This is a genomic window from Enterococcus sp. DIV0213h, from assembly GCF_051711285.1.
Lineage (GTDB): Bacteria > Bacillota > Bacilli > Lactobacillales > Enterococcaceae > Enterococcus_D > Enterococcus_D casseliflavus.
Window position 1 is genome coordinate 1,001,278 of the sequence record NZ_JBIOMH010000001.1, and the last position, 14,923, is coordinate 1,016,200.

Annotated in this window: 14 protein-coding genes; 12 read left to right on the forward strand and 2 right to left on the reverse strand. The window is 42.9% G+C overall.

The features are described from left to right. The 7 genes from walK to IGI77_RS04640 all read left to right on the forward strand — a co-directional run bounded on the left by walK (position 1) and on the right by IGI77_RS04640 (position 8,549). Entirely contained in the window at positions 1–1,842 is a 1,842-nt protein-coding gene (gene walK / locus IGI77_RS04610; RefSeq protein ID WP_005225283.1) for a cell wall metabolism sensor histidine kinase WalK, read from the forward strand. After that, entirely contained in the window at positions 1,839–3,149 is a 1,311-nt protein-coding gene (locus tag IGI77_RS04615; protein WP_194195593.1) for a YycH family regulatory protein, read from the forward strand. Before walK ends, IGI77_RS04615 begins: the two co-directional genes overlap by 4 nt. Next, positions 3,150–4,004, forward strand: a complete 855-nt coding sequence (locus IGI77_RS04620) for a two-component system regulatory protein YycI (protein WP_005225285.1) — start codon at positions 3,150–3,152, stop codon at positions 4,002–4,004. A gap of 55 nt (positions 4,005–4,059) precedes the next feature. Then, a complete protein-coding gene (locus IGI77_RS04625) occupies positions 4,060–4,866 on the forward strand; it encodes an MBL fold metallo-hydrolase (protein WP_005231151.1) in 807 nt (268 codons plus the stop codon). Between the two features lie 42 nt (positions 4,867–4,908). Next, positions 4,909–5,646: a MurR/RpiR family transcriptional regulator gene (locus IGI77_RS04630; protein WP_438769584.1), complete on the forward strand. Its 738-nt coding sequence runs from the start codon at positions 4,909–4,911 to the stop codon at positions 5,644–5,646. A gap of 154 nt (positions 5,647–5,800) precedes the next feature. Beyond that, complete coding sequence (locus IGI77_RS04635; RefSeq protein WP_438769585.1) at positions 5,801–7,093, forward strand: PTS sugar transporter subunit IIC; 1,293 nt, start codon at positions 5,801–5,803, stop codon at positions 7,091–7,093. 25 nt (positions 7,094–7,118) lie between these two features. Beyond that, entirely contained in the window at positions 7,119–8,549 is a 1,431-nt protein-coding gene (locus tag IGI77_RS04640; protein ID WP_375837025.1) for a 6-phospho-beta-glucosidase, read from the forward strand. A 42-nt stretch (positions 8,550–8,591) separates the two neighbouring features. Here the strand turns inward: IGI77_RS04640 and IGI77_RS04645 are convergent, their stop codons facing one another. Beyond that, positions 8,592–9,236, reverse strand: coding sequence for a CPBP family intramembrane glutamic endopeptidase (locus tag IGI77_RS04645; protein ID WP_005225290.1), 645 nt, complete (start codon positions 9,234–9,236; stop codon positions 8,592–8,594). 217 nt (positions 9,237–9,453) lie between these two features. On the opposite strand from IGI77_RS04645, the gene groES reads away from it, so the two are divergent. Together groES and groL are read left to right on the forward strand one after the other, a co-directional pair. Beyond that, entirely contained in the window at positions 9,454–9,738 is a 285-nt protein-coding gene (gene groES, locus IGI77_RS04650; protein ID WP_005225291.1) for a co-chaperone GroES, read from the forward strand. Positions 9,739–9,770: 32 nt separating this feature from the next. Continuing rightward, complete coding sequence (groL, locus tag IGI77_RS04655; RefSeq protein ID WP_005237384.1) at positions 9,771–11,399, forward strand: chaperonin GroEL; 1,629 nt, start codon at positions 9,771–9,773, stop codon at positions 11,397–11,399. Between the two features lie 205 nt (positions 11,400–11,604). On the opposite strand, the gene IGI77_RS04660 is transcribed toward groL, so the two are convergent. Beyond that, positions 11,605–11,802 (reverse strand): hypothetical protein, encoded by a 198-nt coding sequence (locus IGI77_RS04660; protein WP_142967009.1) that lies wholly within the window; start codon positions 11,800–11,802, stop codon positions 11,605–11,607. 399 nt (positions 11,803–12,201) lie between these two features. Here IGI77_RS04660 and IGI77_RS04665 point away from each other — a divergent pair, with 399 nt between their 5' ends. The 3 genes from IGI77_RS04665 (at position 12,202) to IGI77_RS04675 (ending at position 14,866) form a co-directional block, all read left to right on the forward strand. Continuing rightward, positions 12,202–12,948 carry a YcjF family protein gene (locus IGI77_RS04665; RefSeq protein ID WP_005225303.1) on the forward strand — a complete coding sequence of 249 codons (747 nt, stop codon included), beginning with the start codon at positions 12,202–12,204 and terminating at the stop codon, positions 12,946–12,948. 95 nt (positions 12,949–13,043) lie between these two features. Continuing rightward, complete coding sequence (locus IGI77_RS04670) at positions 13,044–13,550, forward strand: hypothetical protein (protein WP_151196073.1); 507 nt, start codon at positions 13,044–13,046, stop codon at positions 13,548–13,550. After that, on the forward strand, positions 13,550–14,866 hold the full coding sequence (locus tag IGI77_RS04675; RefSeq protein WP_438769586.1) for a glycosyltransferase family 2 protein: 1,317 nt from the start codon (positions 13,550–13,552) through the stop codon (positions 14,864–14,866). Before IGI77_RS04670 ends, IGI77_RS04675 begins: the two co-directional genes overlap by 1 nt. The last annotated feature ends 57 nt before the right edge of the window (positions 14,867–14,923 follow it).

Genomic DNA, 14,923 nt, shown 5'->3' on the forward strand with positions numbered 1-14,923 from the left:
ATGAAAAATAAAGTTCGCTTTTTTCAATCGGTGAACTTCAAAATCGCCCTGACTTTTATCTTGATCTTATTGATTGCGATCCAGATTATCGGGGCGTATTTTATTCGCGAATTGGAAAGAACAACGGTCGATGCCTTCAAACGCGACATGGAGGCACGTGCCAGCACGTTAGTGGTAACGTTAGGCTCTGAATTGAGTCGAATGGATAATGATGACGGTTTAGATTGGGATTCCATGAATGCTTCCTTGAATCGAATCTTAACGAGTACCAACTCATCGGAAATTTTGGAGATGCGGGTGGTGGATGAGCAAGGGATCATTCGTGCAACCACCAATATCAATGATCGTGGCTCGGTGGGAGAAAAAAATGATTACCGTGATTACGATACGAACCGAAGTGAAGTCCTCTATGATGAATCCAGCGGCCAGCGGGTGTTCAATATCGTGCAGTCGATCCAATCACCGACAGGGGATACCGTTTTAGGAACCCTTTATTTACGGAGCAATCTTGAGTCAAAATACAATGAAGTCAGTACGACTGCGGTCATTTTTGTGACAGCCTCGCTGATTGCGGCAGTGATTTCGATCATTGTGGCACTATTGGTCTCTCGTTCCATCACCCAACCGATCGGAGAGATGCGCGAACAAGCGATTCGCATCGCCAAAGGAGATTATAGCCGCAAGGTCGCGATTCATGGAAAAGATGAATTGGGGCAACTGGCGGAGACCTTTAATCAACTAGGGGAACGAATCGAAGAGACTCAAGAGGCGATGGAATCTGAGCGAAACCGCTTGGACAGCGTCTTGTCTCACATGACAGACGGCGTTGTTGCCACCGACCGACGAGGCAAAGTCATTACCATCAATGAGATGGCGATGTCCTTGTTGAATGTCAGCAACGAAGAAGCGATCGGGCAGTCGATTTTGACGTTATTGGAAATCGATGAAGAATACACGTTACGAAAGCTTTTGGAAAATCCTGAAGACATGCTGTTGGAGCGTCCTAGCAATGATTTGACGGGAACAAATATGATTTTGCGCATCGATTTCTCCATGATTCGTCGGGAGTCTGGCTTTATTTCTGGGTTAGTTGCGGTGATGCACGATGTTACAGAGCAAGAAAAAAATGAACAGGAACGGCGAGAGTTCGTTTCCAACGTTTCTCATGAGTTACGGACACCATTAACGAGTATGCGCAGCTACATCGAAGCGTTGAGTGAGGGTGCTTGGAAAGACCCAGAAATTGCGCCGAACTTTTTGAAAGTGACGTTGGATGAAACGGATCGAATGATTCGGATGATCAATGACTTGTTGAGTCTGTCGCGGATGGATAGCGGCAATTCGCAACTGCAGTTGGAATACATCAACTTCAATGAAATGGTCAATTTCGTGTTGGATCGTTTTGACATGATGGTGACGAATGAAAGCAAAAAATATTTGATTCGTCGGGAGTTCACTAAACGAGAATTGTGGGTGGAAGTCGATACCGATAAAATGATCCAAGTGATCGATAACATCATGAATAATGCCATCAAATATTCGCCAGATGGCGGGATCATTACGGTGAAATTGATGGAGACCCATAACAACATCGTACTTAGCATCAATGACCAAGGACTAGGGATTCCGAAAAAAGATCTCACGAAGATCTTTGATCGTTTTTACCGAGTCGACAAAGCTCGTGCCCGTCAGCAAGGAGGTACTGGCTTAGGATTGGCGATCTCACGAGAAGTCATCAAAGCTCATGGCGGTGCGATTTGGGCGGAAAGTCGAGAAAATCGCGGGTCAACATTTTATATCATGTTGCCGTATGAACCGTATGAGGAGGATTGGTGGGTATGAGAATCTCAGAAAAAATCATTCGTGTAGGCTTGATCGTGATGATCGCCTTGAGTTTTTATTTCTCCTATATGATTTGGCTGAATCCGACTGGGTTTAACAATGCCAGCACGGAAACAGATACCGGCGTCAATCCTTCGGTTCAAACCTACAAACAAAAAAGCGATTTGTTTTTGCCCCTGTATTTGACTTGGAATGACGAGGACGCGATCAAAGAAACCAACTCTGAAGCGGTGATTCGTGAGATCCAAGAGGCGATCAATGAGGCAACGATCAGTGATTTGACGCTGCGAACCTATGGCGAGGAACAAGCTTTTTCAAAAGCCCAAGAAGTCAATCAAGGGGTGTCCTTAAACTACTATACAACGTTTTACTTGAAAGATTATGAGAAAACCTTTGAAAAAGAGCTGTCCTTAGAGGACGAAAGTGAAACAGAGGATTTTCCGTTTTCCCGCATCCAGTTTGACCTTGAAGAAAACACGATCCAATTTGTTGATTTTACCCATCAACGAGTGGTGCGAGGCAAAATCGACTGGGACAAAAGCCAAGTAAAACACTTACTAGCAGACAACCCTCGGGAATGGACGACAATGGTGGCAGATGAAGAACGATCCAGCAAGCAATATTATACGCAGGATTCGATCAAGCTGAAAAAATACAGCTACTATTCTTCGACCCAATCTCAGAGCTTGTTTCGAGAAGCCTTTTTCAGCAATCCTAAAAACGTCAAGATCAATGATGAAAGTGTCGATACCTACTATTATGAAGGTGGGCAAAACATGACGGTCTTGCAAGATCAGCAGCAAGTCAAGTTTGAAACTACCACAGACAGTTCCGATGAAACGGATCTGGCGATGTTGAGTGCGGATTATATTATTCGTTTAGGCAACAATTTTGGGACGATCCGTTATTTTGATCAACAAGACAAGCACTTGGATTATCGGGTTTTCGTTGAAGGCTATCCAGTCTTTAGTACTGGTGGTCAAGGGGTGATCAGTGTGGCTTTTTCAGAAAGTGGTCAGACCGGCAGTCGGGAAATGACGATTTCTGCCAGTTTGAACGCGATTCAAGTGCCGATTCCTTCTGAAACCGAGATTGAATTGCCCTCTAGTTTGTCGGTCAAAAATGAGCTGATTGCGGCAGGGGCTGATCCTGAATTATTGCAACAGATCATCGTTGGCTATCAATGGGGGGAGATCAAAGATGCACCACTCGTTGATTTGACGCCTGCTTGGTATGTCAATTATGACTCGTCTTGGATCAGTTATGATGCATTAATGACAAAATTAGCAGAAACGGAGGAGAATTAATTGGATTTTAAACGAATCGAATGGATTTTTTTCCTCGCTTTTCTTGGTCTGAACGTCTTTTTATTCAATGTTTACAGTGAGGCTCGCAGCGAGCATCAGATGGTTTCACAATCAAACCAAACGATTCCTATCGAACAACGTCTCGAGTCTGAGGACATTCGGTATTCTGGCGAATTATCAGATGAGGTCTTGAGTGGCTATTATTTGAGCGGTGAACAGACGGATTTTGATGTGGAGCTACGAAATCCGCAACTCAATACGCAGTTCAAAAGAGGGTCGACGGTCAAAGGGCAGCAGTTGATCCATGTCTCAACCAATGGCTTTTACATCAGTGATGATTCTCAAACGGAAGAAACCGTCAATGGTTTTTTGCAACGAAAAGATCAAGTCCTGTTTGGGGATGAATATGACTATTTGGAAAACCTCTCTGTCTTGAACGCCAATCATCCGACCGTGGTGGCGGTTCAATCCTATGAAGGCATTCCTTTCAATGACAGCTCAAGTCGAATCGATATCACCTTAGAACAAACGGATGATCTATTGCAGATTGCTCGTTACACGCAAACACATATCTCCAATATTACGCCTCTAAGGGAAAAGATGACGGTCTATTCAGAAAAAGAAGCAGTAAATACGCTTTATCTAAACAACAAGCTGCCGAGTCACTCGAAAATTCTCTGGACGGAATTAGCCTATACGATGATTTTGAAGGTTAGGGAAAAAAATGTGTACATTCCTGCATGGTTTATTGCGTTCCAATTAGATGGCGATGACACCATCCAAATCGAAACGGTCAATGCCTTTAGCAATCGGATCATCACGAATAATGCCGTTCAAAAGGTAGAAAATCCATAAAAAAGCGGGTATAATGGAACTCGTTGAAACAACCAGAGAGGAAGTCACGTAAACCATGATGAAGGAAAATGCCTTTCAAGTAAGTATTCTAGCCAGCGGAAGCTCAGGAAATTCGCTCTATATCGAAAGCAATAAAAAGCGGATCTTAGTGGATGCCGGTTTGAGCGGCAAGAAGATCACTTCATTATTGGATGAAGTAGGGCGTAAACCAGAAGATTTGGACGCCATTCTTGTGACCCACGAACATCGAGATCATATCCACGGTGTCGGAGTACTGGCGCGAAAATACAAACTTGATGTCTATGCGAATACAAAAACATGGCAAGCGATGGATCCAATGATCGGTAACGTCGCTGTCGAACAAAAACATATCTTTGAAATGGGAAAAGTGCTGACCTTGGGTGACTTGGACATTGAAAGCTTTGGCGTCTCTCACGATGCTGCAGCGCCGCAATTTTATCGTTTCCATAAAGACGGCAAATCATTCGTGATGTTGACGGACACCGGTTATTGCAGCGATCATGTGCGAGGCATTATCAAAGGCGCCGATGCGTACCTTGTGGAAAGCAACCATGACCTAGAAATGCTGCGAATGGGCCCTTACCCATGGAGCCTCAAACAGCGAATTCTTGGAGATCGTGGTCACTTATCGAATGAAGATGGCGCTCTGGTCATGACGGATATCTTGACCGACAATACCAAACGGGTCTATCTTGGTCATTTAAGTAAAGAAAACAACTTGAAAGAGTTGGCGCACTTAACGATGGTCAACACCATGAAAGAACATGATCTAGGTGTTGGAGAAACATTTGAAGTCTATGATACCGATCCTGACAAAGCGACGGAGTTATTTGCAATCTAATCGATCAACAAAGGATAAAATTGTCGGGTGGAGGCAGCAGGTATGTTTGATGAAGAAAAAATCAAGCGTCTGAACGAGCTTGAAATGGCTGTTTATAAGCACATTGTCCAGCATTTTGAAGAGATCGATCAACTGACGATCCGCGAATTGTCAGCTGCATGCCATGTCTCGACCTCGACGATTTTACGATGTATCACGAAATTAGGCTATCGCGGGTATTCAGAGTTAAAGTATGCGATCTGTCAAAAAAAGGAACAAGATGCACGAGCGTTTGATCTTTTCTATGATGCAACGATCCAAGTCAATACATTCTTAAAAAAAGTCAATAATGAAGATTACCGTAAGTTTATCCAGCCAGCGGTAGAACTGATTCTTTCCGCACGCCATGTGGCGTTTTCAGGTATCGGCACAAGTGGCATTCTTGGCACCTATGGCAGCCGCTATTTTGCTAATTTAGGCATCAATGCCTATAGCATCGTCGATCCCTTTTTGCCAGTACCGCCTCGTGGGATGGAAAATACGTTAGCGATCATTTTATCAGTTTCGGGGGAAACCATTCAAATGATCAAGCAAACGGAGGACTTCAAACGGTATGGGGCAAAAGTACTCAGTATCACCAATGATGAAAAATCGACGATCGCCCAAATGGCAGATTACAATATTTCCTACTATATGCCCGTCGTCAGTGGGGGAAAAGAAGTCGATTTGAACCTGACGACGCAAGTCCCGGTGATTACACTGATCGAACTTTTAGCCCATCAAGTCTACAAGCAAATCTAAGTGATCGTAAAAAACAGCTTCGGCTGTTTTTTTTGTTGGAACATGTTTCATAACATAGAAAAGCTATAGGCAAGGGGAATATTATCCATTAAGATTTATTTGTAAGCGAATTCACTGGCCAGTGGATAGAATTTTATTTTAGGAGTGATGTGAGATGAACGAATGGATCAATGAGAAATTATTACCCCCAATATTAAAATTTGTCAATACGAAAGCAATCACTGCATTAAGAAACGGAATGCTCTATACGATGCCCTTTTCAATCGTAGGATCGATTTTCCTACTATTAGCAAACTTTCCCGTCCAGTCGATTGCGGATTGGGTAACGAATAGCGGCTTAGGTGAATACTTCAACCAAGCCTATGGCGCCTCTTTTGCAATTATGGCCTTTTTCGCCGTAATGGGCATCGCCTATTCATATGTAAAAGCAGAAGGTTACGAAGGACTCCCTGCAGGAATGATTGGTTTAGTTATTTTCTTATTAACTATGGAGTCAAGTGTGACGGATGCTGAAGCAAATGTGACCATCGCAAATGTCATTGATAAGACGTGGACCGGTGGACAAGGAATGATCAGTGCCATCTTAGTGGGACTTTTTGTGGGTTGGGGCTATACATGGTTCTTGAAACGCGACATCCGAATCAAACTGCCAGAGCAAGTACCCACCAATGTCGCAAACTCATTTACAGCATTGATTCCAGCCGCTGTTTTGACGACCATCGCATTAGGCATTTATATTTTCTTTGATAAAGTTTTTCAAACAACCGTGGTCGAATGGATCTACACCGTGATTCAAAGTCCAATGCAAGGGGTGACGGATTCCCTTGGTGGTACAATGATGCTAGGCTTCTTAGTGCCATTCTTGTGGTTCTTTGGGGTTCATGGTTCGACGATCGTGGGCGGGATCATGGGACCAATTTTACAAGCCAATTCACTAGCCAATACGGCTATTCTTGAATCTGGTAAAGCATTGACATTAGAAAATGGCGGACACATCGTGACCCAGCAGTTTTTGGATCAATTTATGACGGTAACTGGCGCAGGAATGACGATTGGGATCGTGCTATACATGGTGGCTTTTGCCCGTTCGGCGCAGTTCAAACAATTAGGACGTCTTTCCTTGATCCCGGCATTCTTTAATATCAATGAACCAATTATTTTTGCGACACCGATCGTCATGAACCCAATCATGGTATTACCATTTATTTTGACACCGATGGTTTCAGGCGTGATCACGTATTTTGCACTTTATACCGGTATCGTACCGCTATTTACTGCTGTGCAAGTTCCATGGACGACCCCGCCGATCATTTCAGGTTTTCTAGTAGGTGGCATTCGGACCGCTATCTTACAATTTGTTGTTTTAGCAATCGGCTTCTTTATTTACTATCCTTTCATTCGTAAGGTCGATAGTTTGAACTATAAACAAGAAACAGAGATCGTTTAATACCAAGGAAGCAGGGTGAATTGAAATGAATAAACTAAGAAGCGATTTTTTATGGGGTGGCGCAGTCGCTGCTCACCAATTGGAAGGCGGCTATCGTGCGGGTGGAAAAGGCGTGAGTGTCGCTGATGTCATGACTGTCGGAGGCAACGGAATTCCTCGCCGAATCACGGAAGGGATCCAACCGGGCGAAAGCTATCCCAATCATGAAGCGATCGATTTTTATCATCGGTATCCTGAAGACATCAAGCTTTTTGCCGAATTAGGGTTGAAGTGCTTCCGAACATCGATTGCCTGGACCCGTATTTTTCCAAAGGGGGATGAGCACGAGCCGAATGAGGAAGGCCTGGCCTTTTATGATCAATTATTCGATGAGTGTTTACGCTATGGCATTGAGCCAGTCATTACCCTGTCTCACTTTGAAATGCCTTATCATTTAGTGACCGAATACGGAGGTTGGCGTAACCGTAAGTTGATCGATTTGTTTGTCCGCTTTGCAGAAGTTTGTTTTACGCGCTATCAAAAGAAAGTGAAGTATTGGATGACCTTCAATGAAATCAATAATCAAGCAAACTATAAAGAAGATTTTGCGCCATTTACCAATTCTGGTCTGTTCTTTACGGAAGGAGAAGACCGAGAAAAAGTCATGTACCAAGCAGCTCATTACGAGCTCGTTGCCAGTGCAAAAGCGGTGGCGCTAGGACATGCGATCAATCCTGCGTTTCAAATCGGATCGATGATCGCGATGTGCCCAATCTATCCGTATTCTTGCGATCCCAAAGACATGATGGCAGCCGCGGTGGCCATGCAACGGCGCTATTGGTTTTCAGATGTTCATGCCCGTGGGCACTATCCGAGTTATATGCGCAGCTATTTTGAAAGAAAACAATTTGATTTAGATATCACCCCTGAAGATGAAGCAGCTTTGGCAAAAGGTTGTGTTGACTACATTGGTTTTAGCTACTATATGTCTTTTGCGATCAAAGGCAAGGAGAATGATCCAACCTATGACTATGATGAGAGCCAAGATCTGGTGGACAATCCTTATGTCGATGCTTCTGAATGGGGCTGGCAGATTGATCCCGTAGGCTTGCGCTATGCCATGAACTGGTTTAATGAACGCTACGAATTACCGCTTTTCATTGTAGAAAATGGCTTTGGTGCGGTGGATACGGTGGAAGAGGATGGGCAGATCCACGATGACTACCGTATTGACTACCTAAAAGCCCATATCGAAATGATGAAAGAAGCAGTAGCTTATGATGGCGTCGACTTATTAGGTTATACACCGTGGGGCATCATTGACTTGGTTTCTGCGGGGACAGGGGAAATGAAGAAACGCTATGGTGTGATCTATGTGGACAAAGACAATGAAGGAAATGGAACCCTTGCTCGTCAGAAGAAAGATTCATTTGCATGGTATCAGCAAGTGATTGCGTCCAATGGCACGAAGGTCTAAAGAAAAAAACGTCACGCAAAATTTCTGCGTAGCGTTTTTTCTTTAGGGCATTTGGATATAGCCGTAATGTAGCAATAACTGAATAATAATAACTAAAGTGTTCATTCCCACATGGGTGATCATGGAAGTCCAAATACTGCCGGTCAAAGCATAAAGCCCAGAAAAGAACAGTCCTAAGAAAATATAGACTAAGAGATGATTGTCATTGTGGGCAAAGGCAAAGGCTACGGCGCTGACCACTACACCAACCCAAACATTGCTGTATTTCCCAATGATGCCAACTAAGGCTCTGCGGAAGACAAATTCTTCCATAATTGGCCCACCGACCATTGCTGCGAGAGCAAAGAGTGGGTTTTGCACCACGATGGCAATGATGTTTTCGGTATTTTGCGAAGCGCTGACTTCTCCGAAAAAGGATTCGATAAAGATGGCTAGATTTTGCAACAAAATCGCTGCGACAATGCCGGTTAGCCCGTAAATAAGAATCGCTGAGACTTTGGTTTTTTTGTGTTCAAACGATAGCGGTTCTGTTTGTTTGAAATACAAGAAAAACATGATCGCTGCACCAGCTAAGTAACCGATCGTTGTTGCTGCTACTTGATGTCCGCTAGGGACGAAGGCGATCGGTAGAAAAAAGACGATGCCATAAGTAAGAATCGTGGACAAAGAATATTTTGATAAAGACATAGTTGTTTCCTCACACTCCTTTGCTTCATTATAGACTAGGTTGCTTCTAGAAACAAAAAATCCTACTATATTTATCAATCAATTAGAAATGCAAAAAAAATTTAGCAAAAGGCTTGCAAAAATTTGGGAAAATGAGTAATATTGAAACTGTAAGTTAGCACTCGATACAAGAGAGTGCTAATGCTAAATTCTATAACATTCATTGGAGGGATTTATCGTGTTAAGACCATTAGGTGATCGTGTGATTATCGAAGTCGCAAAAGAAGAAGAAAAAACTGTAGGCGGAATCGTGCTTGCATCAGCAGCAAAAGAAAAACCACAAACGGGTACCGTTATTGCAGTCGGCGAAGGACGCACGCTCGAAAACGGTGAAAAAGCTCCTGTTGCTGTCAACGTTGGCGAACAAGTAATGTTCGAAAAATACGCTGGCACAGAAGTGAAATATGAAGGAACAGAATATTTGATCGTTGCTGCAAAAGATATCATTGCAGTAGTAGAATAAGAAAAATAAAAAATACTTGAGGTGATGAAATCATGGCAAAAGAAATCAAATTTGCAGAAGACGCACGCGCAGCAATGCTTCGTGGGGTAGATAAATTAGCAGATACAGTAAAAGTAACCTTAGGCCCTAAAGGTCGTAACGTGGTTTTAGAAAAATCTTACGGTTCACCATTGATCACAAATGACGGTGTAACGATCGCTAAAGAAATCGAATTAGAAGATCATTTTGAAAACATGGGCGCAAAACTTGTTTCTGAAGTCGCTTCAAAAACAAACGATATCGCTGGTGACGGAACAACGACTGCTACGTTATTGACACAAGCAATCGTTCGTGAAGGATTGAAAAATGTCACCGCTGGTGCGAACCCATTAGGTATTCGTCGTGGGATCGAAATGGCAACAAAAGTGGCTGTAGAAGAGCTACACAACATTTCATCAATCGTTGATTCAAAAGAAGCAATCGCACAAGTTGGTGCTGTTTCTTCTGGTAGTGAAAAAGTTGGTCAATACATCGCTGATGCAATGGAAAAAGTCGGCAATGACGGTGTTATCACTATTGAAGAATCAAAAGGGATCGAAACAGAATTAGATGTTGTGGAAGGAATGCAATTTGATCGTGGTTACTTATCACAATACATGGTAACTGACAACGATAAAATGGAAGCAGCGTTAGAAAATCCATACATCTTGATCACTGACAAAAAAATCTCTAACATCCAAGATATCTTGCCATTGTTAGAACAAATCTTACAACAATCAAAACCATTATTGATCATCGCTGATGACGTTGATGGCGAAGCATTACCAACACTTGTATTGAACAAAATCCGTGGAACATTCAATGTTGTTGCAGTGAAAGCACCAGGATTTGGTGACCGTCGTAAAGCAATGCTAGAAGACATTGCGATCTTAACTGGTGGTACAGTGATCACTGAAGACTTAGGTCTTGAGCTGAAAGATGCAACCATCGATAACTTAGGTCAAGCAAGCAAAGTGGTTGTGGATAAAGACAACACAACAATCGTTGAAGGTGCTGGTGAAAAAGAAGCAATTGACGCACGCGTTCAATTGATCAAAAACCAAATCGCTGATACAACTTCTGACTTTGACCGTGAAAAACTACAAGAACGCTTAGCAAAACTTGCTGGTGGGGTTGCAGTGATCAAAGTTGGGGCACCAACTGAAACTGAATTGAAAGAATTGAAATTACGTATTGAAGATGCATTGAATGCAACACGTGCCGCTGTTGAAGAAGGCATGGTCTCAGGTGGGGGAACTGCCTTAGTGAATGTCATCAACAAAGTTGCAGAAATCGAAACAGATGGCGATGCAGCAACAGGTGTCAAAATCGTTTTACGTGCCTTAGAAGAACCAGTTCGTCAAATTGCTGAAAATGCAGGCTACGAAGGTTCAGTTATCATCGACAAATTGAAAAACGCTGACTTAGGCGTTGGTTTCAATGCAGCAACTGGCGAATGGGTAAACATGCTAGAAGCTGGGATCGTTGACCCAACAAAAGTGACGCGTTCTGCATTACAAAACGCAGCTTCTGTTGCCGCATTATTGTTAACAACTGAAGCAGTCGTTGCCGACAAACCAGAACCAGCAGCGCCAGCAGCTCCTGCAATGGACCCATCAATGGGTATGGGCGGCATGATGTAAGCAAGCCTTGAGAACTCCTCTTTTGAGGGGTTCTTTTTTTTGCGATCAAAAAATACTTCAACACAGAAAAAGACAAAAAACCTTTCTTCTTAGTATTCTATGCACCAAAGAATTGGTTCATTGCTTGAATAAAAGGAGAAAGGAGTGGTAGATATAAGCTATCTATTTGTCTTGTAAAGGCAGTGTGTTTTGTAAGGAACGTCAGTTACAACCGTTCCCAAAATCCCTGCGCAAAACCAGTAATAAATTCGTAGAGAGCCGGCAGTATCACCGAAATACATAAAACGGCAAAGACCATTTTCTGAACAGCAGTTAATTGTTTGAGGAAATGGTTTTTTGTGAACAATAAATACGCGATACAGATAACGGCAAGCAGCTGCAATAGATCAAATAAAATGGACAAGAAAATCACCTTTTCTGATTAGATTGAATGGACGATAGAATGATGGATTCTCTCAACATAGAGCAAAGAGTTGAATGATATGGTTCTGAGAAAATGTGAAGATCAACGTTTATAAAGAAACGGTATTTCGACTCCAAAGAATGCGAAGATCCCGCTTAAAAGAAAGTAAGTCAATAAGCCTAGATAAAAAAGGACTTTCCAATTCAATTTCTTTTTCATTCGATCCACTCCTTTTGTGTATCATAGCATAAAAAAACGATAATATAAATAAATAATCTAAAGATGCAAATTTGCATTTTTCAGCAAGTGTAAGCTCTCTCAAGCTACATTTTCGCTATCTTGAAAAACCTGAGCTAAAATAGAAAGAGGAACAAAATCATGGCTCACTTTGATTTTTAAATGAACAACGAGTCGAAAGAAGGAGACATTTCTTTGAAAAAACCATGGATAAAACGCAAAAAGAAGCAAAACGAAAATGAATTATTAACGGAACAGTCCGTTCAAGTCGAGCAAAGTCAAACGAGAGAAGAGCTGCAAGAAGAAGCGGAGTTTACTTCTTTTTTTGCGGATGTCATGAAGCGAATGCCGAAAAAATCGGCTGCCCTTGTGATGAAAGGCTATGACGGATCAAAAGCCCAGGCGGAAAAAGTGTTAGCGAAAAGCAAGGATCAATTTGATCAGGTGTTTGAGGAGTTTTTGGTTGGCGTAGATGATGAAACGCGGAAAAAAGCCCACCGCACGATCCATGCGGCTTCTTTGACGGCGGCGATCATCGGCTGTTCACCGATTCCCTTTTCAGATGCAGTGTTACTTGTGCCAGTTCAGATGACAATGATGGCCCGTTTGTATCGTATTTTTGGGCGAACATGGCGTGAAGGGTTAGCGAAAAGTATTTCGAAAGAGCTAGTCGTTGTGAGTTTTGGTCGCAGTGCCGTTGGCAATATCTTGAAATTTGTCCCAGCAGTCGGCACCGTTGCTGGAGCTGCAATCAATGCCAGTGTGGCTAGCGGTATTACCGAAGCATTAGGCTGGGTGACTGTCAAGATGCTGAATGATGGGGAAGATGTGTTTGAGCAAGTGATGTCCTTTAAAGGCCAATTTCACACGCTGTTCAATGCGTTGAAAGTTGGCAAGAAATCTAAGTGAGACAAACAGAAGAAGAACGAAGCAGGTCCAGACGACTTGCTTTTGTTGCTTCTTTTTCTTCACAGCAAATAAAAAAAATTTAAGGAGTGAGTAAAATGAAACAACGAGTGACACGGGAAGAAGTCAAAGAACGGTTGGTCACCGATGCGTATTTTCAAAAAGGTCGTTCCGCTTTAAAGACCCGCCAAACGATTTTGACGATTCTTGCTTGGCTGATGGTCTTGGTTCCCTTTGTCTGGCTGGCCATTCCGTTGACGCTGCCGAATCTGGCGGATCGGATCGCCTTTCGAACCTATTTAGAAGAAGCAGTCACTTTCGAATTTCTAGCGTTATTTTTAGGCATTTCTTTTTTGGTTTTAGTTCTTACGTTTACTTTATTAACTTTGAGAAACAACCGCCGCTTCAAACGATTGCTGCAAAAGCAATCGATGCATGATGAAGCTGCTTTGGAAAAACGCAAAGAGTTGCTAGAAGCATTTTACGAAGAACGCTTCGGGACGAAAGAAGAACGCCACGGGGCAAAATACTACGCGGTTGCACCGGAGCAAAACATCGGAGAAAGAGAGATCCAAGAACTTTTCCGTAGAAATGGGGTGGGCTGATGGTTGTCAATTTTGATACTGGGTTCCCGTGGTTGGACACATTTTTAACAGTCGTTTTGATAATTCTCTTCACGTATCCAATTTTAGGTGGCTTTGCTTGGTTCATCGGGGTGATCTGCAATCGTTTTTTGTTCCGTTATCGACAATTAGAGTGGATACCGATCCCCGAAGAGATCGAGCCGATGATCACGATTATGGTACCAGCTCACAATGAAGAAATCGTTATTGAAGACACGATTCATTATTTAATGAACAATCTGAACTACAGCAATTATGAGGTGTTGGTGACTGATGATGGCTCAACGGATCAAACTCCTGTGATATTAGACCGATTGATGGAACAGTACCCAAATCTAAGAGTGTTGCGCATCGAAAAAAACCAAGGAAAAGCCCATGCCTTTAATATTGGGGTAGGGTTTGCCAAAGGGGAATTGATCTTGAGCAACGATGCAGATACGGTTCCTGAACCTGATGCGTTATGGAAATATGTCAATTATTTCATCCGCCAAGACTCCATCAATATCTCTGCCATTACGGCGAATATGGATGTTCAAAATCGCACAACGATCGTAGGGAAATCACAAACCGTTGAATTTTCAAGTATCGTAGGAATTATCAAACGGACCCAGCAAGCCGTTTTCGGCGTCATCTATGCCTATAGCGGTGCCAATACGATGTATCGCCGCGCGGCATTGATGGACGTGGGTCTGTTTCGACAAAATCGAGCAACAGAAGATATCAGTATTGCCTGGGACCACCAATTCCGAGGTTGGCTGTCTTTATTTGCTTCACGAGTGATGTTTTTCATGGAGGTGCCAGAAACACTCAAGATGCTCTACCGACAGCGGAAACGCTGGGCGAAGGGCGGTACAGAAGTATGGCTGACCAACTTTAAAAAGGTCTTTTTGCATCCTTTTGAAAACATTGGTCGAACCGCTATGTTTGTCGATCAAACATTAAGTATCATCTGGTCATTCTTTTTCTGGCTTTCATCTGCCTTGTTTGTCTTCTATCTGATCTATTATGGTGCAACTGGGAATTACGAACGGATCTATCATATGTTTACGATGGCCTTTCTCTTCGTTTGTTTCGAGATGATTGCGGGGGTGATGCAGCTATTTACCAGCCTCCTGGCGGATGATAACCGCAGCAAGCTGAAATATTTCCGTTTTGCCCCTTTTTACATGCTGTTTTACTGGATGATCAATGCCATAACGATCGTCACTACCTTTATTCCAGCCGTCAAGACCATCCTTGGTTACGGTAGCGGCGTTTGGGTCAGCCCTGAGCGAACGGCGAAAAAAACCGAAGAATGAAAAAGATCAAAGCGCTTCGATAGAAGCGTTTTGATCTTTTTCTCTATTGTTGCAAGA

Bases quoted from the DNA above. Each gene is read 5' to 3' on its own strand.
- walK (WP_005225283.1), top strand. From the start codon at position 1: ATGAAAAATAAAGTTCGCTTTTTTCAATCGGTGAACTTCAAAATCGCC.
- IGI77_RS04615 (WP_194195593.1), top strand. From the start codon at position 1,839: ATGAGAATCTCAGAAAAAATCATTCGTGTAGGCTTGATCGTGATGATC.
- IGI77_RS04625 (WP_005231151.1), top strand. From the start codon at position 4,060: ATGATGAAGGAAAATGCCTTTCAAGTAAGTATTCTAGCCAGCGGAAGC.
- IGI77_RS04630 (WP_438769584.1), top strand. From the start codon at position 4,909: ATGTTTGATGAAGAAAAAATCAAGCGTCTGAACGAGCTTGAAATGGCT.
- IGI77_RS04635 (WP_438769585.1), top strand. From the start codon at position 5,801: ATGAACGAATGGATCAATGAGAAATTATTACCCCCAATATTAAAATTT.
- IGI77_RS04640 (WP_375837025.1), top strand. From the start codon at position 7,119: ATGAATAAACTAAGAAGCGATTTTTTATGGGGTGGCGCAGTCGCTGCT.
- IGI77_RS04645 (WP_005225290.1), bottom strand. From the start codon at position 9,236: ATGTCTTTATCAAAATATTCTTTGTCCACGATTCTTACTTATGGCATC.
- groL (WP_005237384.1), top strand. From the start codon at position 9,771: ATGGCAAAAGAAATCAAATTTGCAGAAGACGCACGCGCAGCAATGCTT.
- IGI77_RS04665 (WP_005225303.1), top strand. From the start codon at position 12,202: ATGAACAACGAGTCGAAAGAAGGAGACATTTCTTTGAAAAAACCATGG.
- IGI77_RS04670 (WP_151196073.1), top strand. From the start codon at position 13,044: ATGAAACAACGAGTGACACGGGAAGAAGTCAAAGAACGGTTGGTCACC.
- IGI77_RS04675 (WP_438769586.1), top strand. From the start codon at position 13,550: ATGGTTGTCAATTTTGATACTGGGTTCCCGTGGTTGGACACATTTTTA.